The following is a 25,537-nucleotide window of genomic DNA, read 5'->3' on the forward strand; positions in this document are numbered from 1 at the left end:
TGGTGGAATCTAGTGCTGTGAGTGGTCAGACCTGGCGCCTGGTACGACGTGGCAACACTGCCCCTGATGTGCCCCCTGTGCTGGACGAGCATCAGCGTGCCGTGGTCGGGCATCCCGGCGGCCCGCTCCTCGTACTCGCGGGGCCGGGCACCGGCAAGACCACCACGATCGTCGAGAGCGTCGTCGACCGCATCGAGCGGCGCGGCCTCGACCCCGAGCGGGCGCTCATCCTCACCTACAGCCGCAAGGCCGCCGAGGAGCTGCGCAGGCGCGTCACCGCCCGCCTGCGCCGCACCACCCGCACCCCGCTCGCGATGACCTTCCACTCCTACGCCTACGCCCTCCTGCGCCGCGAGGCGGTCCTCGCCGGCAAGGCGCCGCCGCGCCTGCTGACCGGTCCCGAGCAACTGCTGGAGATCCGCCGCCTGCTCCACGGCGAGCTGGAGAACGGCGCGCCCGACTGGCCGGCGTCGCTGCGCGAGCCGCTGCGCACCCGCGGCTTCGCCGAGGAGCTGCGCGACTTCCTGTCCCGGGCCAACGAGCGCGGGCTGGACGGCCCCCGCCTGGTCGAGCTCGGCCGCCGCCACGGCCGCCGCGACTGGGTGGCGGCCGGCCGCTTCGCCGAGCGCTACCAGGACCGCTTCGACCTCGACCCGGAGGAGACCTTCGACTACGCCGAGCTGGTCGGCGCCGCCTCGGCGCTGCTGGCCAGACCGGAGGTGCGGGCGCGCGAGCGGGCCGCGCACGAGGCGGTCTTCGTGGACGAGTACCAAGACTCCGACCCGGCGCAGGAGCTGCTGCTCCACCACCTCGCCGGCGACGGCCGCGACCTGGTCGCGGTGGGCGACCCCGACCAGTCGATCTACGGCTTCCGCGGCGCCGACGTCCACGGCATCATGGGCTTCCCGCAGCGCTTCCGCACCCTCGACGGCCGCGACGCGCCCGTGCTGGCCCTGCGCGTGTGCCGCAGGAGCGGCGCGGGCCTGCTGCGGGCGAGCCGCCGCCTGGCCGCCAAGCTGCCCGTCGCCCCCGGCCTCGACCACCGGCACGACCACCGCGACCTGGTGCCGCTGCCCGGCCTGCCCGAGGGCGAGGTGCGCGTGCTGCTGGCCGACAGCACCAGCCAGGAGGCCGCGATCGTGGCCGACACGCTGCGCCGCGCCCACCTCATCGAGGGCGTGCCGTGGCACCGGATGGCGATCCTGGTGCGTTCGGCCAAGCGCCAGGTGCCGCTGCTGCGCCGCGCGCTGACCAACGCCGGCGTGCCAACGATGATCGCCGGCGACGAGGTGCCGATCGCGCAGGAGCCGGGCGTGCGCCCGCTGCTCACCGTGCTCAAGGTCGCGCTCGACCCGGCCCTGCTGGACGAGAACGTCGCCGAGGAGCTGCTGACCGGCCCGCTCGGCGGCACCGACATGATCGGCGTGCGCCGCCTGCGCCGGGCGCTCAAGATCGCCGAGAACGAGGCGTCCGAGCAGGGCGAGGCCCGCTCGTCCGGCGAGCTGCTGGTCGCGGCCGTACGGGACGCTCGTGAGCTGACCAGGATCGAGCCGCACGTCGCGCTGCCCGCCGAGCGCGTGGCGCGGCTCCTCGGCGTGGCGAGGGAGTCGGTCGGCTCCGGCGGCACCGCCGAGGACCTGCTGTGGGCCGTCTGGGACGCCGCCGGGCTCGCCTCCCGCTGGAGCGACCTGGCCATGTCGGGCGGCCCGCGCGGCGCGCAGGCCGACCGCGACCTCGACGCCGTGGTGGCCCTGTTCGACCAGGCGGCCAAGTTCGTGGACCGCATGCCGAAGGCCGGCCCCGAGGTCTTCGTCGACGACCTGGCCGCCCAGGAGATCCCCGGCGACACCCTGGCCGAGCGCGCCCCCGACGGCGACGCCGTGCGCGTATTGACCGCCCACCGCGCCAAGGGCCTGGAGTGGGACGTCGTCGTGGTCGCGGGCGTGCAGGAGGGCGTCTGGCCGGACCTGCGGCTGCGCGGCTCCCTGCTGGGCGTGGAGGACCTCGTCGAGACCGTCGAGGGCGCCGAGCCCAACGCCGCGTCGCTGGTCTCCAAGCTGCTGGCCGAGGAGCGCCGGCTGTTCTACGTCGCCGCCACCCGGGCAAGGCGCAGGCTGGTCGTCACCGCAGTCGGCGGCGAGGACACCGACGAGCGCCCGTCGCGGTTCCTGTCCGAGCTGACCCCCGGCGAGGTCGAGACCGCGACCGTGGACGACCGCGCCCGCTGGCTCAACATGTCCGCGCTGGTGGCCGACCTGCGCAGCGCCGTGACGGACCCGACGAAACCGGCGAAGGTCCGCAGGAAGGCCGCCCGGCAGCTCGCCCGCCTGGCCGCCGCCGGCGTCCAGGGCGCCCACCCCAACGACTGGTACGCCCTCACCCCCATGACCGACGACCGCCCCCTGAGCTGGCCCGAGGGCGTCGTCAGCATCTCACCGTCAGCGGTGGAGAGCTTCACGAAGTGCGGCCTGCGCTGGCTGCTGGAGACCGCCGTCGGCGCGGCCGGCACCAGCACCGCCCAGGGCCTCGGCAACGTCATCCACGCCCTGGCCGTGCTGGCCGCCACCGACCTGCCGAGCGAGGACCTGCTCGGCGAACGCCTCGACCAGGTCTGGCACGAGCTGGACTTCGGCGGCGCCTGGTACAACCGCAAGCAGCGCCAGGTCGCCGAGCAGATGATCGGCAAGTTCCTGCGCTGGCACAAGGAGAACCCGCGCGAGCTGGTCGCGCTGGAGGAGTCGTTCACCGCGGTGATCTCCGAGGGCGTGCAGATCAAGGGCCGGGTCGACCGCGTCGAGCGCGACTCCGACAACCGGGCGGTGATCATCGACCTCAAGACCGGCGGCTCCAAGCCGAAGGCCGGCGAGCTGGACCGGCATCCGCAGCTCGGCGTCTACCAGCTCGCCGCGCTGCTCGGCGCCTTCGCCAGGCACGGCATGACCGAGCCGGGCGGCGCCGCCCTGGTGCAGCTCGGCAAGGCGGGCGGCAAGAACGACGCCCTGGAGCAGCGTCAGGGCGCGCTGGCCGACGACGCCAACCCCGGCTGGGCCGCCGACCTGGTCGACACCGTGGCCACCGGCATGTCGGGCCCGTTCTTCCAGGCCAAGGTCAACGACGGCTGCCGCACCTGCGCGGCCCGGTCGAGCTGCCCGGTCAACGACAACGGGGGCCAGGTGTGCTGACCCCCGCCGAACTCGCCGGCAAGCTCGGCGTCCTTCCCCCCACGAACGAGCAGGCGGCGGTCATCGAGGCGCCGCTGGAGCCGATGGTCGTCATGGCCGGCGCCGGCTCGGGCAAGAGCGAGACCATGGCGGGACGGGTGGTCTGGCTGGTCGCCAACGGCCTGGTCAAACCCGCGAACGTGCTGGGCCTGACGTTCACCCGCAAGGCCGCCGCCGAGCTCGCCACCCGCGTGCGCGAGCGCCTGACCGGGCTGGCCGAGGCGGGCCTGGTCGAGCCGGGCGCGCTCGACGACGAGCCCACGGTCTCCACCTACCACGCCTACGCGGCCCGCCTGGTCACCGACCACGCGCTGCGCGAGGGCCTGGAGCCGACGATGCGCTTGGTCACCCCGGCCGTGTCGTGGCAGCTCGCCTCGCGCGTCGTCGCCGCCTACGACGGGCCGATGGACCGCGTCGAGCTGGGCCCGCCCTCGGTCACGGCGGCCCTGCTGGAGCTGGCGGGCGAGCTGTCGGAGCACCTGCGCCGCCCCGACGACGTACGCGAGACGGGGGAGCGGCTGCGCGAGTGGCTGGCCCGGGTGCCCGGCCGCGCCACGCTCGCGCAGCGCCGGCCGCTCGCCGTGCAGGCGGCCAGGGAGCAGCTGCTGCCGCTGGTGGAGGCGTACGAGCGGCTCAAACGCGGCAGGGAGGTCATCGACTACGGCGACCAGATGGCGCTCGCCGCCCGGATCGCGGCCCGCCACAAGGAGGTCGGCGAGATCGAGCGCGAGCGCTACGCGGTCGTGCTGCTCGACGAATACCAGGACACCAGCCACGCCCAGCTCGTCCTGCTGCGCTCGCTGTTCGGCGGTGGCCATCCGGTGACCGCCGTCGGCGACCCCTGCCAGTCCATCTACGGCTGGCGCGGCGCGTCCGCGGGCAACCTGCGCCGCTTCTCCCGCGACTTCCGCACCGCCTCGGGCGATCCGGCCCCCGTACGCCAGCTCAGCGTCAGCTTCCGCAACGGCGACCGGGTGCTCGACGTGGCCGCCCGCGTCCAGCTCCCGCTGCGCATGGAGGCGCGCGAGGTGCCGGTCCTGGTGCCGGGGCCCAACCGGGTCGAGCGCGGCCGGGTGACCTGCGCCTTCCACGAGACCGCCGAGGACGAGGCCAAGTGGGTCGCCGACGGCATCGCGAAGATCCTCGGACAGGAGGTCGCCCCCGACGGCCTGCCCTGGGGCGACAAGGAGCGCAAGAAGACCCTCGCGCTCCAGCCCCAGGACGTCGCCGTCCTGGCCCGCCGCCGCTCACAGTTCCCCGCGCTGCGCCGGGCGCTGGAGGAGCGCGACATCCCGGTCGAGGTGGTCGGCCTCGGCGGCCTGCTGACCGTGCCCGAGGTCAACGACATCGTGGCCACCCTCCGCGTGCTCTACGACGCGACGGCCGGCGACGCCCTGGCCCGGCTGCTGGCCGGGCCGCGCTGGCGGATCGGCCCCGCCGACCTGCGGGTGCTCGGCGAGTGCGCCCGCGAGCTGGCCCGCGAGCTGAGCGAGAGCGAGCGCGCCACCGACCCGCTCGACCAGGTGGTGGCCGACCTCGCCGAGGAGCGCGGCAGCCTGGTGGACGCGCTCGACGAGCTGCCCGACCGCGAGGAGTGGTTGGCGGCGTTCTCCCCGCTGGCCCGCACCCGGCTGGTCGCGCTCGCGCAGGAGCTGCGCCAGCTCCGCGCGCACGCCGCGCAGCCGCTGCCCGACCTGATCACCGAGGTGGAGCGCAGGCTCGGCCTCGACATCGAGGTGGCGGCGCGCAGCGGCACGGCGGGCGCGTTCGCGGCGCGGGCCGACCTCGACGCCTTCATCGACGCGGCCTCGCGCTTCGCCGGCGACGCCGAGGACCCGACGCTGGGGGCGTTCCTCGCCTATCTGCAGGCGGCCGAGAGCGAGGAGTTCGGGCTGGAGGCCGGGCGGGTCGGCGAGAGCAACAGCGTCAAGCTCATGACCGTGCACGCCTCCAAGGGCCTGGAGTGGCCGGTCGTGGTCGTGCCGGGGCTGTCGCAGCTCGTCAGCTCCAAGGGGCACGTGGCGACCGGCAGCGTCTTCCCCGCCTCGCCGGTCATGAACAGCCGGTGGACCGACAACCCGCGCAAGCTGCCCTACCCGCTGCGCGGCGACGCCGCCGACCTGCCGCGGCTCGGCGGGCTCGGCAAGGAGGACCTCGCGGTCTTCGACGAGCTGTGCCGCGAACGGGACCTGACGGAGGAGCGCAGGCTCGCCTACGTCGCCGTCACCCGCGCCCACTACCTCCTCATCGCCTCCGGCTACCGCTGGGGCAGCGCCACCAAGCCGCTGGAGCCCTCGGAGTTCCTGCTGGAGATCCGCGACACCGCCGACCGGGTCGCGGTCTGGGCCGGCGGCTCCGCCGAGGGCGCGGCCAACCCGCTGCTCGCCGAGCCCGCCGAGGCCGTCTGGCCGGTCACGCCCGAGGGCCTGCGCTACGAGTCCGTGCTCGACGGCGCCCGCCTGGTCGAGGACGTCCTGTCCGGGGCGCTCGACGAGGACGACGACGAGGACGACGAGCCCGTACGCGCCTACGAGCAGGAGCGCATGCGGGCCTGGGAACGCGACACCGACCTGCTGCTGCGCGAGCGCGAACGCCACCTGCGCCGCCCGCCCACGATCGTCGAGCTGCCCGCCAAGCTGACCGTCTCGTCGCTGGTCACCCTGGCCGCCGACCCGCGCGAGCTGGCCCGCAGGATCCGCCGCCCGGTGCCGGTCAAACCGGCGCCGCTGGCCAGGCGCGGCACCTCGTTCCACCGGTGGCTGGAGACGCGCTGGGACCAGCAGCGGCTCATCGACGACTTCGAGCTCCACGACGAGCTGGAGCCGGAGGAGGCCGACGTGCGCCTGGCCGAGCTGCAGGAGCGTTTCGAGCGCAGCGAGTGGGCCGACCGGCGGCCGGTGGACCTGGAGATCCCGTTCGAGACCATGATCGGCGACCGGCTGGTGCGCGGGCGCATGGACGCGGTCTTCGCCACGCCGGACGGCGGCTACGAGGTCGTCGACTGGAAGACCGGGCAGCCGCCGCGGGGCAAGGCGGCGAAGGCGGCGTCGGTGCAGCTCGCGGCCTACCGGATGGCCTGGTCGCACCTGGCCGGGGTGCCGCTGGAGCGGGTGGGCGCGGCCTTCCACTACGTACGCGCGGGCCGCACCGTCCGCCCGGTCGACCTGCTGGACGAGGCAGGGCTGATCGCGCTCGTGGAGAGCGTCAGGAGCGAAGATGACGGAACGCCGGCTTCGGGTGCATGAGGAAGTCGTGGTGTGAGATGTTCCAGGCGTAGGCGCCCGCCATCGCGAACACCACCGTGTCGCCGACCCTGAGCGAGGCGGGCACGGCACGCGCGAAGACGTCCTTCGGCGTGCAGAGCTGGCCGGCGAGCGTCACCGGCTCGTCCGTCACGCCCGGCCCCGCGCCCGTCGGCAGCACCTCGAACGGCTGGTCGTGGCCCTTGGTCACCGGCGTACGCAGGTGGTGGGTGCCGCCCAGCAGGATCGCGTACGCCTGGCCGCGCACCCGCTTCACGTCCATCACCCGGGTCACGTAGTAGCCGCAGTACGCGGTCAGCGCCCGGCCCGGCTCGATGCGCAGCCGCCGCCCGCCCGCGAGCGCCCGCAGGCCCGCGCCGTACGCGGTCCAGTCGAAGCGGCGCTCCGGCTCGGCGTACGGCACGGCCATGCCGCCGCCCAGGTTGACCTCCTCGTGCTCGGTCCTGAGGAGCGCGGCGGCGAGGCGGAGGAGCTGGGGGGCGTCCAGGCCGCTGGCCAGGTGGGCGTGCAGGCCGCGCAGCCGCAGCCGCCCGCCGAACAGCGGCAGGCACTCCGCCACGCCCGCCTCGTCCATCCCGAACGGCCCGCTCATCGTCAGCGCCGCCCCCTCGACCGGCAGGTCCGGGTTGATCCGCAGCAGCACGTCGGCGGGCAGGCCGGTGGCGCGCAGGCGGCGCAGCTCATTAGGCGACTCGACGTGGACGCGGTGGTGCGGCAGCCGCAGCTCGGCGTCGGTCTTGCCGGGCCCGCCGAGCGCCACCGGCATGGCGGGGAACAGGCCGGTGACGTGCGCGTGCTCGCCGCCCGACGACACCTCGAACCCGTCCACGTGCCCGGCCAGCACCCGCAGCAGCTCGGCGTCGGGGTTGGCCTTGACGGCGTAGTACAGCTCGACGCCCGCGAGCGCCCGCCGCACGGCCGCCGCGTGCGCGTCGAGGCCCGGCAGGTCGTAGACGTAGGCCGGGGCCGGGAGCGCGGCGGCGGCCTCTCTGACACGGTCGGGGATCAAGCGGCCGGGGATCAAGCGGTCGGGGATCACGCGAGCGGGTTCGCGATCGGGACGTATCCGGCGGCGCGGTCGGCGGCCCTCGCCCAGCGCACGCCCAGGTTGGCCTTGGCCGGCAGCGGCGCGCCCGCCAGCAGGTCGGACAGCGGCAGCGGCCGGCCGAGCGCGTCGGCCTGCCCGGCGATCAGCTCGCGGGCCGCCTCCCACAGCGTGCGCAGCAGCGCGTCGTCGCGCCCGGCGACGGCCGCCGCGATCTCGGTCAGGTGGTTGACCAGCAGGCAGTAGACGACCCGGACCCAGCCGCGCCCGGCGTCGTACGTCAGCGCCGCCGCCACCTCGGGCCGCACCCCGGACAGGTCGTGCCGGCCCGCGACGAGCTTGGTCCCCTCCAGATCGCGGAAGACGGCCTGGGCGGGCATCCCGTCGCCGTCCAGCCCGACGAGGACGTTCTGCAGGTGGGGTTCCAGGACGACGCCGTGCGCGAAGAACAGCTCCAGCACCGGCAGCGCGACCTTCGCCACGTACGCCCGCCACCACGCGACGGGCTCGGCGGGCCGTACGTCCAGGGCGAGCGCGGCGGCCAGCACCGGCGTCACCCCGGGGTCGCACACCTCCCACGGGCTCCGCCTGACGATCACGCCCAGCCCCTCGGGGTGCCGGGCCGCCGTGCGGTAGCCGGGTTCGGGCAGCCACCGGGTGGCCGGATGCGCCGCCGCGACCCGCTCGAAGACCGGGCCCAGGCGCGCGGTCAGCTCCACCGCGCCCGCCAGCTCGTACCAGGCGTTCCTGCGCACGCAGTTGGTGATCCGCACGTCTAGGGAGAACTTCAGGCAGACCCCCGCGTCAGGGACGTAGACCGTACGCACCGACGACGTCGGCACCGCTTCCGGGCCGGGGCCGAGGTCGATCAGCTCGTCCCCGTCGAGCGCGGGCCGCAGCAGGTCGAGCTGCCACGGATGCGCGGGAAGCAGCCGGTAGCCGTCCGGCGCGCGGCCCAGCCCGTCCAGCGCCGTGACCTCGCCCTCCTCGACGGCGGCCGGCGCCCGCACGCCCAGCAGCCGGAGCGGGAACGCGGCGTGCGCCTCCGGCGCGTAGCGCAGCCAGCCGTCGCCGCCGCGCGCCTTCGGGCTCGGATGGAACGGGTGCCCGTACACCAGGGCCTGCTCCGAGGCCAGCCACGGATCGGCGGGCGGCTCGGCCGCCGCCCTGGCGTGCAGGATGGCCGCGACCGCGTCCCTGCTGGCGGCGACCTGGCCGGCGAACTCCCCGTTGTGGCCCCCGAGCTCGGCGCGTACGAGCTCCACCAGCTCGGCCGCGGTCAGCGGGCGCCAGGCCCCGGCGTCCAGGCGCTCGGCGGGGCCGTCGAAGCGCAGCGCGGCGCCCCCGTACGTACGCACCCGCAGCAGCGTGCCCGCCACCCGCAGCAGCAGGTTCGGCGGCGCCGGCCACACCAGGCCGCGCGGCCCGGCCACCTCCCGGACGCAGCAGCGCAGCAGCGCCGCCAGCGTCGCCTCCTCGGCCGGCGCGCAGGGCGCGTCGATGGCCGGTCCGGGCATTCAGGCTCTCCTCAGGTAGTTGGGGCCGCTGGTGCCGTAGTGCTTGTTGACGTCGCGCGCGCCGGTGCGCCACTTGGGCGCGAGCGTCCCCGCGGTGACCATGGACTTGCCGGTCAGGCGGGCCGCGTCGAGGGTCCTCGCGCGTAACAGCCGCGCCATGGGATGGTCGCCGTGCTCGTCCAGCGCCTCGGCCAGGCTGTCGCGCAGCAGCGCGGCGGCGCGGGCCGGCGGCAGCGTCCCGAACGCGACGGCGGCGGCCGACAGGTGCAGGGTGATGGTGACGAACACGTCGGCGAGGGCGTGCGGGTCGTCGGTCAGCATCCGCTCGTCGGCGAACGCCGGCGCCTCGATCCCGGCCGCGCGCAGCCGCGCAGGGGACGCCAGCAGGCCGTCGTTGTCCTTGACCAGCAGCTTCATCTCCTCGCCCCGGAGGACGAGGGCCAGGTTCTGCTGGTGCGCCTCCAGGGCGACGCCGAAGCGTACGAACAGCTCGACGTTCCAGCGCAGCAGCAGCCGCAGGTAGGCGGGGACGAGGTGGCCGAGGTCCACGCCGGGCGCGGTGAGCGCGGCCACCGGCACGATCGTGCCCTCGGGCAGCCGGCGCACCATCCAGGCCAGGTGCTCGTCCCCGGTGGCGGCGTAGGTCTGCTCGTCGGCCAGCAGGACGTCAGGGCCGGCCAGCCGCCGCAGCAGCGTCTCCGCCCGCGCGCCGTCGGCCAGCGAGCCGGGCTTGATCGAGCGCCGGTTGCGCAGGCCGAGCGTGCTGATCGGCAGGGGCAGCTTGAGATGCGTACGCGGATCGACCTCCACCGTCCGCATGGACAGCGTCGGCCGCACCTCCAGCGCCCGCTCGTCCAGCACCCGTGCACCGTCGATCTTGCTCACGTGCTCGACGGCCAGCGGGTGCACGGGGAACAGCACCCCCTCGGGACGGATGCCGGGAGGCATGAGGTCGGCGGGCAGGGACGCCACCGAGCCCGGCACGAGCGCGCCGTGCGGCGCCACGGCCCACCGCAGGAGGAACCGGGGACCGAACTCCGGCGCGTACGCCAGCAGCTCCTCCTCCGACAACCCCACCCGCGCCCGCGACGTCGGGTAGACCGGATGGTCCGCCAGCGCCGCCAGCGTCTCGTACGAGGGCCCGCCCCGCAGCACCTCCGCCGCGTGCGCGTCCATCAGCTCCAGCCCCGAGAGCGCCGCCAGGCACTCCTCGAAGAAGGCCGCGACGCCTTCGGAGTCGGCCGGGTCCGCCACCTCCACCAGCGTCTCCAGCACCTGCTCCAGCCCCAGCCGCTCGTCCGCGGCGACCACGAAGTCCTGGAACAGCAGGCCGGGCTCCAGCCGCGCCCATCGCCCGTCGGCCAGCAGCAGGCCCACGCCGTCCTTGGTGCGGGTCACCCGCCCGGCCAGGCCGCCGTAGTCCTCCCGCAGCAGCGCGTCCAGCACCCGGGCGGCCAGGTAAGCCTCCCGCTCGCTCATCCGACCACCCACGGACGGGCCGCCTGGTAAGCGGTCACCGCCGCGTCCACCCGCGCCCGCGAGGGCCCGACCGCCCGGATGACGCCCAGGTAGTCGCGGTTGGTGCCGGTGACGGAGACCTGGTCGCCGGCGGCGCGCAGCGGGCGGTGCCAGAGGCGGACGCCGTCGCGGTCGACGTACTCGTCGGCGGGCGCCTCCTTGACCGTTCCCGGCCGGTCGGCGACCACGCTGACCGCGCAGCCGTGCCCGGACGGGGCCGGCCCGGCCTGGGGCAGGCGCTCGCCGAGGTGCGTCCGCAGGATCTGCTCGAACAGCGGGATCCCGAGCACGTCGGCCAGCAGGAAGTCGCAGGTGTCGCCGATGACCCGGTAGTTGATCTCGATGATGCGCGGTCCCGCGGCGGTCAGGGCGTACTCGGTGTGGCAGGCCCCGAAACCGGCGCCCAGCGCCCGCAGCGCCGCGAGCACGTGCTCGGCGGCCGGGTCCTGCGGCGGGGCCCAGTCCAGGCGCTCCTCGACGAAGTGCGGCAGCGGCCCGAGCCGGGTCTCGAACCCGCCGAGCACCCGTACCTCCTCGCCGTCCCCCAGAGTCTCCAGCGTGCGCAGCGGGCCCTCCAGGTACTCCTCCACGACGAGGGCCTGGCCGGGCCGCCGCCGCCGCGCCTGGGCGACGGCCCCGGCGAGGTCCTTCTCGACGAGGACGACGTCCTCGCTGGCCACGCCTTCCCTGGGCTTCAGCACCACGGGGAGCTGCCACCCCTCCGGTACGGGATCGCCGGGCGCCAGCCGCGCTGACCTGACCCGCTCGATCCCGGCCTCGCGCAGCGCGCGGCGCATCAGGAACTTGTTCTTGGCGGCCAGGCAGGCCCGCCAGTCCTTGCCGGGCAGCCCGAAGTAGTCGGCCGCGAGCGCGGTCTCCGCCTGCAGATGGTCGGAGTTGGAGAAGATCGCGTCCGGCCGGCCGAGCCGTTCGACCGTGTCGATCAGGGCGCGGGGGTCGCGGACGTCGCAGGCCACCGCGCCGGGATGCTGCTCGGGCCGGTCCGTCAGCACGGTCACCTCGCAGCCCAGGGCGCGCGCGGCGGGCAGGAAGCCGCCGGTGACCGAGTCGGTCGGCTTGAGCGCGGTGAGGTAGAGCCGCAACGTCGAGGCACCCCCGAGAATCAGGTAAGGCTAACCTAACCCGATGATCTTAGCCGGAGCGCGGCCGGCGGCGGGCCCGAATTCGCGATCGGGCGGCGACCCGCGAGGTCATAGGATGACATGGAAATTCTGGAGGGGGCGGGCCTGTGGAGACCACGGCGGAAGAACAACTGATCGGACCCCTGCTTCTGGCGCGCGGCACCATCGACCGCTCCTCGGCGCTGCGCGCCGACCCGCGGTGGCTGGAACGTGCCTGGTCCGATCCGACGACCAGGGTGCTGGTCATCGACAACGGCCACACGCTGGTGCGCAGGGAGGGCGACCAGGTGCGCGCGGTGCTGTTCAGCACCGCCGAGGCGCCCGAAGGTCCGCGCTACCTGCTCGGGGTCGAGAGCGAGGTTGCCTACTTCGCGGTCGCCGCGCAGCTGCCCGGCGTGCCCAGGCAGGAGGCCAACGGGCGGGTCACGTTCGCGATGAAGCTGGCCGACACCCCCGACGGCGACCCGGTCGCGGCCGGGCTGCGCCAGGTCGGCGGGCTGCTCGGCGACCGCGACGCGGGCCTGCTGGTCTACGCCGTCGCGCTGGAGGCCTGGCACGCCACCCACGAGTTCTGCCCGCGCTGCGGCAGCCGCACCGAGATTCAGACGGGCGGCCACATCCGCGTCTGCCCCGAGGACGGCAGCCAGCACTTCCCACGCGTCGACCCGGCCGTGATCATGCTGATCCGCGACGAGAACGACCGCTGCCTGCTGGCCCGCGGCCCGCAATGGCCTCAGGGGCGCATGTCGATCCTGGCCGGGTTCGTCGAGCCGGGCGAGTCGCTGGAGCACGCCGTGGTGCGCGAGGTCGCTGAGGAGGTCGGCGTCAGCGTGGTCAGGCCGCGCTACCTCGGCAGCCAGCCCTGGCCGTTCCCGCGCAGCCTCATGCTCGGCTTCTTCGCCGAGGCCGTCACCACCGACCTGCGGCCTGACGCCGACGAGATCGCCGAGGCGCGCTGGTTCTCCCGCGAGGAGATGACCGCGGCACTCGACTCCGGCGAGCTGCGCCTGCCGCCCGCGGTGTCGATCGCCCGCCGCCTCATCGAGACGTGGTACGGCGGGCAGCTCGACTACGAGTGACCACCCCGATCAGGGGCCCGATCAGGCGGCGCCGAGGATGGCCTTGACCTCCAGCGCCGACGGGTTGGTCCGCACCACACGGCCACCAGGCGTGTCGATCACCACGGTCGGCACCGTCTGGTTGCCGTTGTTGACGCTCATCACGAACTCCGCCGCCGACGGGTCGCGCTCGATGTCGACCTCGTCGAAGCTGATGCCCTCACGGGCCAGCTGAGCCTTGAGCCGCTTGCAGGGGCCGCACCAGCTCGTGCTGTAGACGGTGAGCGCCATGTCGGGTGATCCCTCCCAGGTCAGAAGTCAGGCGTCCGGTGCAACAACCCGGCATGCCCGCTTAATCCCTTGGCCAAGAGGGCCGTGCTCACCGCCGGGCTCAGCCGATGCGCTCGGCGATCCAGGTCTGCACCCGCTCGGCCACGCCCGGCTCCCGGTAGAGCGGCGCGCTGTGGTTGATCCCCGGCTGCGTCAGCACCGTCACCGGCACACCCACCTTGGCCAGCATCTCCCGCAGCAGGATGCCCTGCGACGGCGGCACGAACTCGTCCTGCGAGTGGATGGTCAGCACCGGTGCGTCGCGCTTGCTCGCGTGCCAGGCGACCTCCATGCTGGCCCACACCCGCGCGCACTTGCCCTTGGGCGCACAGCCGCCGGCCAGCTTGATCGCGGCCCTGCGCAGCCTGCGCTTGTTGAGGTCGGTGGTCTTCCTGGCGTCGCCGTCGGCGTACGCCTGCAGCGGGGAGGTGATCGGCGACAGGCCGACCACGCCCTTCAGCCCGCTCACGCCGTCGCCGTACGTGCCGACCGCCGCCGCGATGTGCCCGCCCGCCGAGAAGCCGACCACCACGTAGTTGCCCGGGTCGAACGACCACCGCTCGGCGAACTTACGGGCGGTCGCGATGGCCGCGAGCGCGTCGGTGCGCTGCGCCGGCCAGGCCGCGTCGCCGGACAGGCGGTAGTTGAGGTTGAAGACCGTGTAGCCGAGCTCGGCGTAGCTGCGGGTGATCTCCTTCATGTAGCGCTTGTCGCCGCTGGACCACCAGCCGCCGTGGATGAGGAACACGCCGGGCCGCTGCTGGCCGTCGGGGGTCCACCACACGTCCATCTGCTGCCGCTTGTGCGCGCCGTACGCGATGGTCTCCGTGCTCAGCCCGTAGACGTCGTCCGAGGTCGCCGGGGTGGCGACGGTGGGTGAGGGAGTGGGCTGCGCCGCGGTCGCGCCCGCGCTGACCGCATTGGCGCTGACGGGCGTGAGCACGACGGCAGCGAGCGCCAGAGCGCCCACATGAACCGCTATCCGCACGGCCTTCCTTTCCCCCAGGGTCAATGGTCGGCCCCATTGTGGGGGTAGAGACCAGTTCTTTGCATCTCGACGCTAGGAACATACGTCGGCCCGCATGTTGCCAGAATAAGCCCCCTGGTCGCCAGTGCTGGGAAGATGAAGGGGTGACACACGTGGATGACGTCCTGATCGGCCTCGACCCCGAGCAGCGCGCCGTCGCCGAGGCGGTGCGCGGTCCCGTCTGTGTGCTGGCCGGGGCGGGGACGGGCAAGACCAGGGCGATCACCCACCGGATCGCGCACGCGGTGCGGAGCGGGGTCGTCGACGCCCAGAGCGTGCTGGCTGTGACGTTCACCACGCGCGCGGCCGGGGAGCTGCGCCAGCGGCTGCGCGCGCTCGGCGCGCCCGGCGTGCAGGCCCGCACCTTCCACGCCGCCGCGCTGCGCCAGCTCACCTACTTCTGGCCGCGGGTGATCGGCGGCGAGGCGCCCTCGGTCATCGAGTCGAAGCTGCCGGTGATCGCCGAGGCGTGCCGGCAGCTCCGCAGGACGCCCGACCGGTCCGAGCTGCGCGACATCGCCGCCGAGATCGAGTGGGCCAAGGTCACCCAGATCGGCCCCGAGGACTACACCGCCGCCGCGGCCAAGCACCACCGCACGCCCCCCGTGGCCGCCGACGAGATCTCCCGCCTGTACGAGGCGTACGAACGCCTCCGGCGCGAGCGCCACCTGGTCGACTTCGAGACCATCCTGGAGCTGACCGCGGCCGTGATGACCGAGCACCAGGAGGTCGCCACGCAGATCCGCCGGCAATACCGCTACTTCGTCGTCGACGAATACCAGGACGTCAACCCGCTGCAGAAGCTCCTGCTCGACACCTGGCTCGGCGGTCGCGACGACATCTGCGTGGTCGGCGACCCCAACCAGACCATCTACTCCTTCACCGGGGCCAGCCCGCGCTACCTCACCGGCTTCGCGGTCGAGCACCCGCAGGCCGCCGTCATCAGGCTCGTCCGCGACTACCGCTCCACCCCTCAGGTCGTCGACCTGGCCAACCGGGTCATCGCCCGCGGCCGCTCGCCCCACCGGCTGGAGCTGGTCGCCCAGCGGCCCGACGGCCCGCGGCCCGTCTTCGCCGACTACGACGACGAGCCGGCCGAGGCCGCCGGGGTGGCGAGGGCCATCAGGAAGCTGCTCGACAAGGGCGTGCCGGCCCGCGAGATCGCGGTGCTGTTCCGGGTCAACTCGCAGTCGGAGGCGTACGAAGAGGCGCTGGCCAAGGCCGAGATCCCCTACCTCCTGCGGGGCGCGGAGCGCTTCTTCGAACGCCCCGAGGTCCGCCAGGCGGTCGTGCTGCTGCGCGGCGCGGCCCGCTCGGCGGCCGGCGAGCCGCTGGCCGCCGAGGTGCACCACATCCTCGCCGGCGTCGGCCTCACCCCCGCGCCGCCCGGCGGCGGCAAGGCGAGGGAGCGGTGGGAGTCACTGAAGGCGCTGGCCGACCTGGCCGAGGACCTCGCGGCCGAGGGCGCCGACCTGCCGGCGTTCGTCGCCGAGCTGGAGCGCCGCGCGGCCGAGCAGCACGCGCCGCCCGTCGAGGGCGTCACGCTGGCTTCCCTGCACGCCGCCAAGGGCCTGGAGTGGGACGCCGTGTTCCTCGTCGGCCTCACCGACGGCATGCTGCCCATCGTCTACGCCGAGACCCCCGAGCAGATCGAGGAGGAGCGCCGCCTGCTCTACGTCGGCGTCACCCGCGCCCGCGAGCACCTGACGCTCTCCTGGGCGCTGGCGCGCGCGCCGGGCGGGCGCAAGGGCCGCCGGCCCTCTCGTTTCCTCGACGGCCTCACCGGCCGCGCCGCCCCGCCGCGCCCGATCCCCGGCGCCACCCGCGAGCGGCGCACCGTGGCCGCGCCGGTGAGCTGCCGGGTCTGCGCCAAGACGCTCACCGCCGCGGCCGAGCAGAAGCTGGGCCGCTGCGCGACCTGTCCCGCAGACTACGACGAGGAGCTGCTGGAGCGGCTGAAGGCGTGGCGCACGACCACGGCCAAGGACAACAAGATCCCGCCGTACGTCGTCTTCACCGACGTCACCCTCCAGGCCATCGCCGAGCGCGCGCCGGCGACCGAGCAGGAGCTGCTGTCCATTCCGGGCGTCGGCCGCGTCAAGATCGACCGGTACGGCGAGGCCGTGCTCGCCCTCTGCCGCGGCGCGGTGTGACAACCGTCTGCCGCGGAGGTGTGACAACCGTCTGCCGCGGCGGTGTAACGACCGCCTGGCGCGGCGCGGTGTAACAACCGCGAAACGCCGGCCGGTCATCATCGGACCGCCGGGCCGGATGTGGACCGGTTCCGGCGGCACGTCAAACTTGTGTCAGGCCCGGATAACTGTCCGAGAAAGAAGACCTGCCCCGCCGCCTCAGCACCGACCGGCGCCGGGGCCCGCGAGGGGGACCGACACGTGAACGAGGCGCTCAAGGAGCTGCTCGACCTGCTCGACCTGGAGCAGATCGAGCTCGACATCTTCCGGGGGAGGAGCCCCGAGGAGCGCATCCAACGCGTCTTCGGCGGCCAGGTGGCGGCCCAGGCCCTCGTCGCGGCCGGGCGCACGGTCACCAAGGACCGCTTCGTCCACTCGCTGCACGCCTACTTCATCCGGCCGGGCGACCCGTCGATCCCGATCGTCTACAACGTGGAGCGGGTGCGCGACGGGCGCTCGTTCAGCACCCGGCGGGTCCAGGCCGTCCAGCACGGCAAGGCGATCTTCACGATGTCGGTGTCGTTCCACATCGAGGAGGAGGGGGTGAGACACCAGGCGTCGGTGATGCCGGTCGTGCCGGCGGCCGAGACGTTGCCCACGTTCCAGGAGCGCATGTTCGACCTGGTCGGCGACCACCCCGAGTTCCGCGACTGGGTGTCGCGGCCCCGGCCCGTCGACTCCCGCTACGCCTCGCCGCTGACGTGGGAGGCCTACAGCGACCCGTCGCTGCGCAGCGCCGAGACCAACGTCTGGTTCCGCTACGACGCCGAGCTGCCCGACGACCCGCTGCTGCACGTCGTGCTGGCCGCCTACGCCTCCGACTACACGCTCGTGGACACCATCCTGCTGGCGCACGGCATGGCGTGGGGCATGTCCAACGTCAAGGGCGCCTCCCTCGACCACGCCATGTGGTTCCATGGCCCCTTCAGGGCCGACGACTGGTTGCTCTATGCTCAGGAGTCACCGTGGTCTGCGGGGGCGCGGGGGTTGGCGCGCGGTGAGATGTTCACCGCGTCCGGTGATCTCGTGGTCTCCGTCGTACAGGAGGCCATGATCCGGCCGCTGCGATAGCGAAATCGCAGGTAGAAAATATGTTGCCGGGTCCCGGCCTTCCGGTTTAGGGTCATGGGCAAGCGAGTCGGACACGACTGTTTCCGACGATCAGCAGAGTGGAGGTGAGCCCCAGTGATGAGCATTCAGAAGATTGCAGCCACGCCGTGGCTCGCTGCCGCATGCCGTGATTCGGTGCTGCTCGCCTATGGGCCCGCCAAGCCACGGCAGGAGAAGTCTGCCCGTAGCCAGTTCGCCGCCTTCCGTGCGCGCGCCCACGCCGGCGCCGCCGCTCCGCAGGTGGCTGCTGCCTACGCAGGACGTATCGAACTGCCGGCCAGCCAGCTCACCAATGGTGGACTGTGCGGTCCGCAGCCCTGGAGGGATACACCGGTCATAACCTGACCGGCGACAGTAGCCCCCAGGCCGCGGATCCACAGACGGATCCGCGGCCATTTTGTTGCCCGCGATCCGACCACCTACGAGGTGTCCAACAAAGAACAAAAGGATCGATCGAAGGAGTAAGAAGATGGGGGCGAAGACGATCATGGACCTGATCGACGAAGCCAAGATCCCCTGTCGTACCGACCCTGACCTGTGGTTCGCCGAGTCGCCGGATGACGTGGAGTTCGCGAAGGCGCTCTGCGGCGGCTGCCCGATCCAGAAGGCCTGCCTCGACCGCGCGCTCGAGCGCGAGGAGCCGTGGGGCGTCTGGGGCGGCGAGCTGATCCTCAGGGGGACCGTGGTTCCCCGCAAGCGTCCGCGCGGGCGTCCCCGCAAGCACCCGGTCGCTGCCTGATCCACCCGCACGTACGCACCACATCGAAAGGAACCGAGAACCGATGAACGCTCGACCGACTAGGAGCACCGGAATGTCCCATCTCATCCATGACCTCGTGAACGACCGAATACAAACCCTCCACCGCGAAGCGGAGGAGGAGCGTCTCGCGCTGCGCGTACAGCGCGTGCGACGGGCGCAGCGCGAGGTGCAGAAGGCCAACGACCGCCTCCGGCGAGCCCTGCTCCTGCAGTGGTGATCGAGGAGATCCTGCCGCCGGCGCAGGATCTCCTCCTCTGAGAACGGATGGTCCAGCCACGTGAACGCGAGAGCCGGGCGCCGACGGGCGCCCGGCTCTCGCGCTGTCCGGGAACTCGAACCCGCAACACTGCGCCTTCGAGCAGCTTTTCGATCAGTACGCCAAAGCGCCTACAACCACGACGGTCAACCGAGGCGCGCAGCTACCAGGATCGCCGATCACACCGCAGGCGATCCCACCGATCTCAACTCCGTACAGGCCGGCCCCTCACCCGCTCCGCAGCCGGGTGGTGGAGGGACCCGCGAACGGCCCCTCCGCACCGGGCCCCTCCGCACCGGGCCCCTCCGTACCGGGCGCCTCCGTACCGGGCGCCATCCGCACCGGGCCCCTCCGCACCGGGCCCCTCCGTACCGGGCGCCTCCGTACCGGGCGCCATCCGCACCGGGCCCCTCCGTGCCGCGGAACGTTTCCAGCAGAACCACAGCCGGCGCCCCACCGTCACCCGCGACCTCACCGATCCGCGGAGCGCTCGGGTTCGCGGTCAGTCGTGGCGGTGCCGAGGCAGCAGCATGCTGACCACCGCGATGACCAGGGCGACCCCGGCCGCCATGAGAAAGACCAGGCCGTAGCCGGCGGCCAGCGCGTCCGGCGAGGGATTCCCGCCGGCCTCCGACGCGGCTGTGGCGCTTGCGACCGTCGCGAACACCGCCAGACCCACCGACCCGCCCACCTGGCTCGTGGTGTGGGCCAGACCGCCGACGATCCCCGCATCGCCCTCGGCCACGTCGGCGGTGGCCACGGCCATGAGGGTGGGGAAAGTGAGCCCGATACCGGCCGCGATGAGCAGCGTGGGCCCGAGCACGCCGATGAGGTAGCCGCTGTCGGCCTGGGCTTGAGCGAGCCAGCCGAAACCGGCCAGGAAGCAGGCGCTGCCGGCCAGCACCAGAGGCCGCAGACCGGTCCGCGGCAGCAGGGGAGCGGCCCACCGCGCGACCACCAGGAACGTCGCCGCGGCAGGCGTCTGCCCGAGCCCTGCCTGCAGGGCGCTGTAGCCGAGGACGTTCTGCAGGAACAGCGACGTGAAGTACCACATCGCGATGGGAATCGCCCCGAACAGCAGCAGCATGCCGTTACCGACGGCCACCCCGCGCATCCTGAACAGCCGCAGGGGCATCATCGGCTGGGTGGCGAAACGCGCCTCCACCATGGTGAAGACGCCGAGCAGGAGCAGGCCCGCCACGACCGGCCCGACGACCAGCGCCGACGTCCAGCCGTGATCGGCGCTCTGCATGACCCCGTAGATCAGCGCGGCCAGCCCCGCCGTACCGGTGATCGCGCCGGCGAGGTCAAGCGACTCCCGCCTGCCGGTGCGCGTGCCGGACAGCGCCATCATGGCTATGACGATCAGCGCTGCGCCGATCGGCACGTTGATGAGGAAGACCCACCGCCACGACAGACCGGTGGTGATGGCACCGCCCGCGATCGCGCCGGCCATCCCACCCACACCGCCGGCAGCAGACCATGCGCCGAACGCCCTGGCCCGGGCGTTCGGCTCGGTGAAGGAGGTGTTGATCACGGCCAGCGTGGCCGGGGCCATCATGGCGGCTCCGGCGCCCTGCGCGACCCGGGCCGCCACCAGAATCTGCGGAGTGGTCGCCAGGCCACCGGCCAGACTCGCGACGGAGAACACCAACAGGCCGGCGACCAGCATCCGCCGCGGCCCGAACATATCGGCCGCACGACCACCCAGCAGCATGAAGCCGGCGAAGGTGAGCAAATAGCCGTTCACCACCCAGGCCAGGCCGGTGAGGGTGAAGCCGAGTTCGTCGCGGACCGAGGGAAGGGCGAGATTGACGATGGACGAGTCCAGGATGACCATGAACTGGCAGGCACACGCCAGCACCATGACCATCCACGAGGGGGCGGCGGGCGGCCCGGTCGGCTGAGACGCGGTCTCGACGCCGGTCATGGCTTCGTTCCCGCGCCGAACCCGGCCGCTCACGCGGTCAGGGAGGTCATCGAGGCCAGGGCGTCGCGGGCGTTCCCGTCGGTTGCCGCGGCATCGGGGGCGTGGTCGTCCGCCGCCAGCAGCCGGATCGCGATCTGCGCGAGCCTCCGTCCCTGATACCTGGCCGCCTCCAGGGTCGCGGCGTCCGGGCCGTCCGTGGCCGGGCCGGTCATCGAGGTGCCGTAGGGGTTGCCGCCGGCGGCGTACACGGCCGGGTCGGTGAATCCGGTCGGTACGATCAGCGCTCCCCAGTGGTAGAAGACGTTGGCCAGCGACAGGATCGTGGCCTCGCTGCCGCCGTGCCGGTTGTAGGCCGAGGTGAAGGACGTCACCGGCTTGTCCGCCAGTCTTCCTTCCTGCCAGAGCCCACCGGCCTGGTCGATGAACTGCTTGAGCTGCGCGGCCGGCCCGCCGAACCGGGTCGGCGTACCGAACGCGAACGCATCGGCCCACGCCAGGTCCTCGACCGAAGCCTCGGTGATCGAGCGGGCGGCATCGGCGTGCCGCCGCCACAAGGGGTTGTGGTCGATCGCACTGTCGGGCGCCAGTTCGGCGACCCGCCGCAGCCGTACTTCGGCTCCGACCGAGGCGGCGCCCTCTGCGACGGCCTGCGCGAGTGAGTGAACACTGCCCGTCGCGCTGTAGTAGATGACGGCGACCTTCACGGTCATGGGGGACTCCTCGGTGTCATAGACTTAGTTATGCGCATAATAGTTATGCGCATAACTAATCTGTCAAGGAGAGCCGATGGACTTCGAGCAAGCCGATGCGCTCAACCAGGCCATCCGCCTGCTGAGCCTGCGCCACCGCGCCAGGGCCGCCACGCTGCTGGCTCCCCTCGGTCTGCACCCCGGCCAAGAGGCGCTCTTGCTCGAACTCGCGCGGACCGGCCCCGCGATCCAGTCCCAGCTCAGCGAGGCTCTCGGCTGCGAGCCGCCCAGCGTCACGCTCATGACCCGCAAACTCGAGGCCGGCGGCTACATCCGCCGCGAACCCGCCCCCTCTGACCGGCGCGCCAGCATCGTGGAGCTCACCGACAGCGGCAAGGCACTGGCCGACCAGGTCAAGCGCCTATGGTGTGCCCTGGCGGAGGAAACGGTGGCCGGCCTTCCCGCCGAAACCGTCGCAGAACTACCCGGCATCCTCAGAACCTTGACCGGCAACGTGGACAGCAGGCGCTCCCGCCGTCCGCCGGAGGACGACGCCGTTTGACGCGATCGGACGCTCTCTCAGCAGATTCTTCCTGCACAACCGTCGTCGCCCGCCCGCCTGGAGACCCAGAGGCTGCCGAGCGGCCGGGCATGGAGCACGTGCGGATCATCGCGCAACGGCTGCACGTGCGGATCATCGCGCAACGGCTGCACGTGCGGATCGCCGGCGCAACGCCCGCATGTGAGCGAGCGACCGTGCATACGCCTGCACCGACCATGTGGTGACGGCGAGTCGCCGGTTGCACTGGAGCCGGCGCCCCGCCGTCACCCGTGACCCCACCGATCCTCGGCCCGCCCGCCCGCCGCTACCTGACGGCCCCGCCACGCGGAAGACAGAAGCCTGGGCGAAGCCCTCGCAGACGGACGACCCGACCGAATCGTCGAGGCACGCGAGGAAACTGCCCTGGCATCATTACACAGAGTGATGAAGGCCGATGGCCGGATCGCGAAATCAGCCCGCGACGGCCACCAGGGCAGCGGGCCGTCCTCGCTGAAGAACACCGGCGGCCACACGCCCCCAACCGACGAGCCGACCACCAGGACAGGACCGGCTCAGGCGGACCGGGGCAGGCGGACCGGGAGGCCCTGAACCCCGGGGCCGGGGTCAGCTGACGGCCAGGGCCTCGTCGTCGGGCAGGTCGTCCGGATCGTCCGAGAAACCGGGCACCCAGCGGATCACCTCGTCCCGGAACCGGGCCGTGGTGTTGAGCTGGCAGAGCACGCCCACGCCCGCCGCGTGCACCCGGTGGATGAGCACGTACGACGCCGGCAGGTTGAGCTGGCGCACCACGTTGCCAGGGCGCAGGTCGGCGACGCTGGCGGCCTGGGTCTGGAGCCATTCGCGGCTGAAGGTGAACTCCTCGACCGCCGTCGGCTCCACGTACGGCGCCAGGAAGGCCCGCAGCGCGTCGGGATCGATCTCGATCTCAGGCCGGATGAACCCCTCCTGGCGCAGCCCTGTCACGACGCTCTCCATGTCGCCATGGTTGAAGATCCGCATCAGCTGCCCGAACACCCTCGGGTAGCCGTCCGGCAGCCGGTTGACCGCGCCGAAGTCGAGCACCCCGAGCCTGCCGTCGGGCAGCATGCGGAAGTTACCCGGATGCGGATCGGCGTGCAGCAGCCCCACCCGCGCCGGCGAGGAGAACAGGAACCGTACGAAGAGCAGCCCCGCCCGGTCGCGCTCCTCCTTGGTGCCCTGCGTGATGATGCGCGACAGCGGGACGCCGTCCATCCACTCGGTGACCAGCACCATCTCGTTGGCGGCGACCACGTCGGGGATCAGGAAGTCGGGGTCGCCGTGGAACTCGCCGGCGAAGGCATGCTGGGCATGCGCCTCGCGGAGGTAGTCGAGCTCCTCCTCGATGCGTTCGCGCAGCTCGGACAGGACGGCCTTCATGTCGAGGCCGGGCAGCAGCACCCCGAACAGCTTGCCCAGCCGCGCGAGCTGGGTGAAGTCGCCGAGCAGGGCCTTGCCCGCCCCCGGGTACTGGATCTTGACGGCCACCTCGCGACCGTCGTGCCAGACGGCCTTGTGCACCTGGCCGATGGAGGCGGCGGCGGTCGGCTGGTCGTCGAAGGAGCGGAAGTTCTCTCGCCAGTCGTCGCCGAGCTGCTCGGCCAGCACCTTGTGGACGGTGGCGACCGGCAGCGGGGGAGCGGCGTCCTGGAGCTTGGTCAGCGTGGCGCGGTAGGGGCCGACGATCTCCGGCGGCAGCGCCGCCTCGAAGATCGACAGGGCCTGCCCGAGCTTCATGGCGCCGCCCTTGAGCTCGCCGAGCACCTTGAAGACCTGGTCGGCGGTGCGCTGCTGAACCTCCTGCGCCACGATCTCGGCGGACTTGCCGCCCAGCCGCTTGCCCAGCCCGATGGCGGTACGCCCGGCGAATCCGAGGGGAAGCGTGGCCAGCTTGGCGGAGCGCGTGACAGCACGGCGTGGAAGATCGCTCACACTGATGCGCGGAACCTCGGCAGAGGTCCGCTTCCCCCCTTCGTGGTCGTCCTCTGAGCACGTCAGTCGCGGTGAGGCGACATGACCATTGTTAGCGGAGATGGATTGTTTCGCATACAACGACAATGCGGATGTTGCTCCCACGCGCTTCTTTTCCAGCGCCAATCAGGCGTTACGTCCATTGTGCCGTTGGTCACAGCGGAATCCTTGCCGTCGAGATGAGCAAGCGCATGTCCGACCGTCTCGGCCGCGACCAGCGTCGCCAGGGTCGCGTCACAGGCGATCTCGCCCGGCGGGTAGCCGCCCACCGTCGCGGTCACGATCGCCCAGGCGGGGTCGCGATCGCGCCGCGCGAGGTCGAGGCAGTGCAGGCACGCGGTCCTTCCCGGCAGGACCAGCGGCCCGACCATCCCATGCCCCTCGAAGGCGGCTGCCAGGAGGTGGGGGATGCCGAGGGCGGTCAACTCGTTGGCCAGCACCCCGTCCAGAGGCGTGACCGGCGCGATGACCACCAGATCCGGCCTATCCGACTGATCCCCAAGATATGTCCCTCCGGCAAGTACCTCGACCGTCGGTCTGACCAGGTCATGACCGTCGACGTACCGGCCGTTGCGCGGCTTCCTGGGCGGCGCGAGCGCCTCCTGCCGCGCCGCCAACTCAGCGGCCCGCTGACTCGGCGGCCGACCGAGGTACCGCATATCGGTGCCGGTGTCCGCGCCCCTGTTTCTGCCCGTCCCCGTCCCCGTGCCCGCTCTGGATCCGGTGCCCTGCCACGCGGCCGGCCGCCCACGCCCCGACGACCGCTCGTCGGCGGGAGGCACCGCGCCCCGGTGCCTGCCCACGGGAGAGCCACCAGAGGGAGCAACCTGCGGAATGGCAGGGGAGGACGTCCGGCCGACAGCGCCAGCGCGCGACCCCCCGTCCGCGCCGGAGACGCCCGTGGTACGCGCCCCCGCACCGCGACCGGCGCCCGCACGCGCGCCCGCATCGCGACCGGCATCGGTATGCGGATTCGCGCCGCGACCGGCGTCCGTACGTGCACTTGCGCCGCGACCGGCACCCGCACCCGTACCCGCGCCGCGACCGGCCTCCGTATGCGCACCCGTACGTGCTGCCGTCGGCGGCGTCTGACCCGGGACGGCGGATCGCGAGGGCCGGGATGCGGCGACGGGTGCGCCGGCCGGGCTCTGGACAGAGCGGGAACCAGGAGAGCCAGGGAAAGCGGGCGCGGGGGTGTCGTCCGGGATGTCGGGGACGGGCGGGCGACCTCCGGAGGTCAGCCGCCGGGCCACGGCCGCCGCACCCTCCTCCCGCGTCATCCCCACCTCCGCCCATGACAGCCCGCCCGGCGTGATGTGAGCAGGCCGCACGATGCCAGGATCGATCACCCGGATGTGCCCCACCCCGGCCGCCGCGAGGAGAGCGACGATCTGGGCCCCCACCCGCCCGGCACCGTAGACCCGCACCCGGGAGGCACGGCGCCGGGCCAACAACCCCAAACCGCAGTCCGGTGAAGTGGAGGCGAGGTCGAGGGCGTCGAGGTCGGGTCTCATCCGGTCGCGCTCGGCCAGGCTGATTTCGCGCAGGACGCCAGGGCAGGCCCCGGCGTCGTGCAGCGTGCCCTGGGCGGTGAGCTGGTCGAGGAGGGAACGGGCGTGGCACTCATCGAGACCGGCGGCGGTCGCGGCGTTCAGGACATGATCCAGATCGCGGGTGCCATCGAGACATTCCAGCCATTGCCGGATCGGCCGGGTCAGGCCGGACATCACGACAGCGCGCAGGGGGTGCACGCCGTACTGGAGGGTTTGCTCGTCGCGGAGGACGCGCCGTAGGGCGGGCTTCACTCGGGGCCTCATGGCGGGAAGGTTGGCACGCCGGAGCATGATCCCGAGAGCGTTCCGCGCCGCCTGTGGATAACTTGTCGCCGCCGCCCGCCGCCCGCCGCCCGCCGCCCGCCGCCCGCCGCC

Annotated in this window: 20 protein-coding genes and 1 pseudogene; 10 read left to right on the plus strand and 11 right to left on the minus strand. The window is 72.9% G+C overall.

The window, feature by feature from the left end:
* The first annotated feature begins 77 nt into the window (after positions 1 to 77).
* Together BMW85_RS27880 and BMW85_RS27885 are read left to right on the plus strand one after the other, a co-directional pair.
* The gene (locus tag BMW85_RS27880; RefSeq protein WP_091087032.1) at positions 78 to 3,182 is read left to right on the plus strand and encodes an ATP-dependent helicase; all 3,105 of its coding nucleotides are present in this window, start codon (positions 78 to 80) and stop codon (positions 3,180 to 3,182) included.
* Complete coding sequence (locus BMW85_RS27885) at positions 3,176 to 6,466, plus strand: ATP-dependent helicase (protein ID WP_091087034.1); 3,291 nt, start codon at positions 3,176 to 3,178, stop codon at positions 6,464 to 6,466. The genes BMW85_RS27880 and BMW85_RS27885 overlap by 7 nt, the downstream gene beginning before the upstream one ends.
* On the opposite strand, the gene BMW85_RS27890 is transcribed toward BMW85_RS27885, so the two are convergent.
* From BMW85_RS27890 to BMW85_RS27905, 4 genes are read right to left on the minus strand one after another with little or no spacing between them, the layout of a single operon-like run.
* The gene (locus BMW85_RS27890; protein ID WP_091087163.1) at positions 6,426 to 7,493 is read right to left on the minus strand and encodes a type III PLP-dependent enzyme domain-containing protein; all 1,068 of its coding nucleotides are present in this window, start codon (positions 7,491 to 7,493) and stop codon (positions 6,426 to 6,428) included. The genes BMW85_RS27885 and BMW85_RS27890 overlap by 41 nt on opposite strands.
* A gap of 26 nt (positions 7,494 to 7,519) precedes the next feature.
* On the minus strand, positions 7,520 to 9,046 hold the full coding sequence (locus BMW85_RS27895; RefSeq protein ID WP_091087037.1) for an IucA/IucC family protein: 1,527 nt from the start codon (positions 9,044 to 9,046) through the stop codon (positions 7,520 to 7,522).
* Positions 9,047 to 10,525, minus strand: a complete 1,479-nt coding sequence (locus BMW85_RS27900) for an IucA/IucC family protein (protein WP_091087039.1) — start codon at positions 10,523 to 10,525, stop codon at positions 9,047 to 9,049.
* Positions 10,522 to 11,667 (minus strand): ATP-grasp domain-containing protein, encoded by a 1,146-nt coding sequence (locus BMW85_RS27905; RefSeq protein WP_091087042.1) that lies wholly within the window; start codon positions 11,665 to 11,667, stop codon positions 10,522 to 10,524. Before BMW85_RS27905 ends, BMW85_RS27900 begins: the two co-directional genes overlap by 4 nt.
* 146 nt (positions 11,668 to 11,813) lie before the next feature.
* Between BMW85_RS27905 and nudC the strand changes: the two genes are divergently transcribed.
* Positions 11,814 to 12,785, plus strand: coding sequence for an NAD(+) diphosphatase (gene nudC / locus BMW85_RS27910; protein ID WP_091087043.1), 972 nt, complete (start codon positions 11,814 to 11,816; stop codon positions 12,783 to 12,785).
* A 21-nt stretch (positions 12,786 to 12,806) separates the two neighbouring features.
* Here the strand turns inward: nudC and BMW85_RS27915 are convergent, their stop codons facing one another.
* The gene (locus BMW85_RS27915) at positions 12,807 to 13,055 is read right to left on the minus strand and encodes a mycoredoxin (protein ID WP_091087046.1); all 249 of its coding nucleotides are present in this window, start codon (positions 13,053 to 13,055) and stop codon (positions 12,807 to 12,809) included.
* Between the two features lie 100 nt (positions 13,056 to 13,155).
* Positions 13,156 to 14,082 carry an alpha/beta hydrolase gene (locus BMW85_RS27920; protein ID WP_245775109.1) on the minus strand — a complete coding sequence of 309 codons (927 nt, stop codon included), beginning with the start codon at positions 14,080 to 14,082 and terminating at the stop codon, positions 13,156 to 13,158.
* A gap of 152 nt (positions 14,083 to 14,234) precedes the next feature.
* Between BMW85_RS27920 and BMW85_RS27925 the strand changes: the two genes are divergently transcribed.
* From BMW85_RS27925 to BMW85_RS49785, 5 genes are all read left to right on the plus strand, one after another.
* On the plus strand, positions 14,235 to 16,274 hold the full coding sequence (locus tag BMW85_RS27925; RefSeq protein ID WP_091087050.1) for an ATP-dependent DNA helicase UvrD2: 2,040 nt from the start codon (positions 14,235 to 14,237) through the stop codon (positions 16,272 to 16,274).
* A gap of 240 nt (positions 16,275 to 16,514) precedes the next feature.
* Entirely contained in the window at positions 16,515 to 17,384 is an 870-nt protein-coding gene (locus BMW85_RS27930) for an acyl-CoA thioesterase (RefSeq protein ID WP_091087052.1), read from the plus strand.
* 117 nt (positions 17,385 to 17,501) lie between these two features.
* Positions 17,502 to 17,768 carry a hypothetical protein gene (locus BMW85_RS48665; RefSeq protein ID WP_143082421.1) on the plus strand — a complete coding sequence of 89 codons (267 nt, stop codon included), beginning with the start codon at positions 17,502 to 17,504 and terminating at the stop codon, positions 17,766 to 17,768.
* Between the two features lie 124 nt (positions 17,769 to 17,892).
* Positions 17,893 to 18,162: a WhiB family transcriptional regulator gene (locus BMW85_RS27935; protein WP_020544973.1), complete on the plus strand. Its 270-nt coding sequence runs from the start codon at positions 17,893 to 17,895 to the stop codon at positions 18,160 to 18,162.
* Between the two features lie 73 nt (positions 18,163 to 18,235).
* Positions 18,236 to 18,400 carry a hypothetical protein gene (locus BMW85_RS49785; protein WP_177240918.1) on the plus strand — a complete coding sequence of 55 codons (165 nt, stop codon included), beginning with the start codon at positions 18,236 to 18,238 and terminating at the stop codon, positions 18,398 to 18,400.
* A 541-nt stretch (positions 18,401 to 18,941) separates the two neighbouring features.
* On the opposite strand, the gene BMW85_RS27940 is transcribed toward BMW85_RS49785, so the two are convergent.
* Together BMW85_RS27940 and wrbA are read right to left on the minus strand one after the other, a co-directional pair.
* The gene (locus BMW85_RS27940; protein WP_091087055.1) at positions 18,942 to 20,369 is read right to left on the minus strand and encodes an MFS transporter; all 1,428 of its coding nucleotides are present in this window, start codon (positions 20,367 to 20,369) and stop codon (positions 18,942 to 18,944) included.
* Positions 20,370 to 20,398: 29 nt separating this feature from the next.
* On the minus strand, positions 20,399 to 21,079 hold the full coding sequence (gene wrbA / locus BMW85_RS27945) for an NAD(P)H:quinone oxidoreductase (RefSeq protein ID WP_091087056.1): 681 nt from the start codon (positions 21,077 to 21,079) through the stop codon (positions 20,399 to 20,401).
* Between the two features lie 76 nt (positions 21,080 to 21,155).
* Between wrbA and BMW85_RS27950 the strand changes: the two genes are divergently transcribed.
* Complete coding sequence (locus BMW85_RS27950) at positions 21,156 to 21,620, plus strand: MarR family winged helix-turn-helix transcriptional regulator (protein WP_091087059.1); 465 nt, start codon at positions 21,156 to 21,158, stop codon at positions 21,618 to 21,620.
* Positions 21,621 to 22,223: 603 nt separating this feature from the next.
* Here the strand turns inward: BMW85_RS27950 and BMW85_RS27955 are convergent.
* From BMW85_RS27955 to BMW85_RS51360, 3 genes and pseudogenes are all read right to left on the minus strand, one after another.
* Complete coding sequence (locus BMW85_RS27955; protein WP_091087061.1) at positions 22,224 to 23,570, minus strand: ABC1 kinase family protein; 1,347 nt, start codon at positions 23,568 to 23,570, stop codon at positions 22,224 to 22,226.
* Positions 23,571 to 23,632: 62 nt separating this feature from the next.
* Entirely contained in the window at positions 23,633 to 24,082 is a 450-nt protein-coding gene (locus BMW85_RS49790) for a hypothetical protein (RefSeq protein ID WP_177240919.1), read from the minus strand.
* A 774-nt stretch (positions 24,083 to 24,856) separates the two neighbouring features.
* Positions 24,857 to 25,123: pseudogene (locus tag BMW85_RS51360) on the minus strand (ThiF family adenylyltransferase); the annotation flags it as partial.
* 102 nt (positions 25,124 to 25,225) lie between these two features.
* Between BMW85_RS51360 and BMW85_RS49795 the strand changes: the two are divergent.
* A complete protein-coding gene (locus BMW85_RS49795; protein WP_177240920.1) occupies positions 25,226 to 25,402 on the plus strand; it encodes a hypothetical protein in 177 nt (58 codons plus the stop codon).
* Positions 25,403 to 25,537 lie beyond the last annotated feature (135 nt).

This window comes from Nonomuraea wenchangensis, from assembly GCF_900111685.1.
GTDB classification, from domain to species: domain Bacteria; phylum Actinomycetota; class Actinomycetes; order Streptosporangiales; family Streptosporangiaceae; genus Nonomuraea; species Nonomuraea wenchangensis.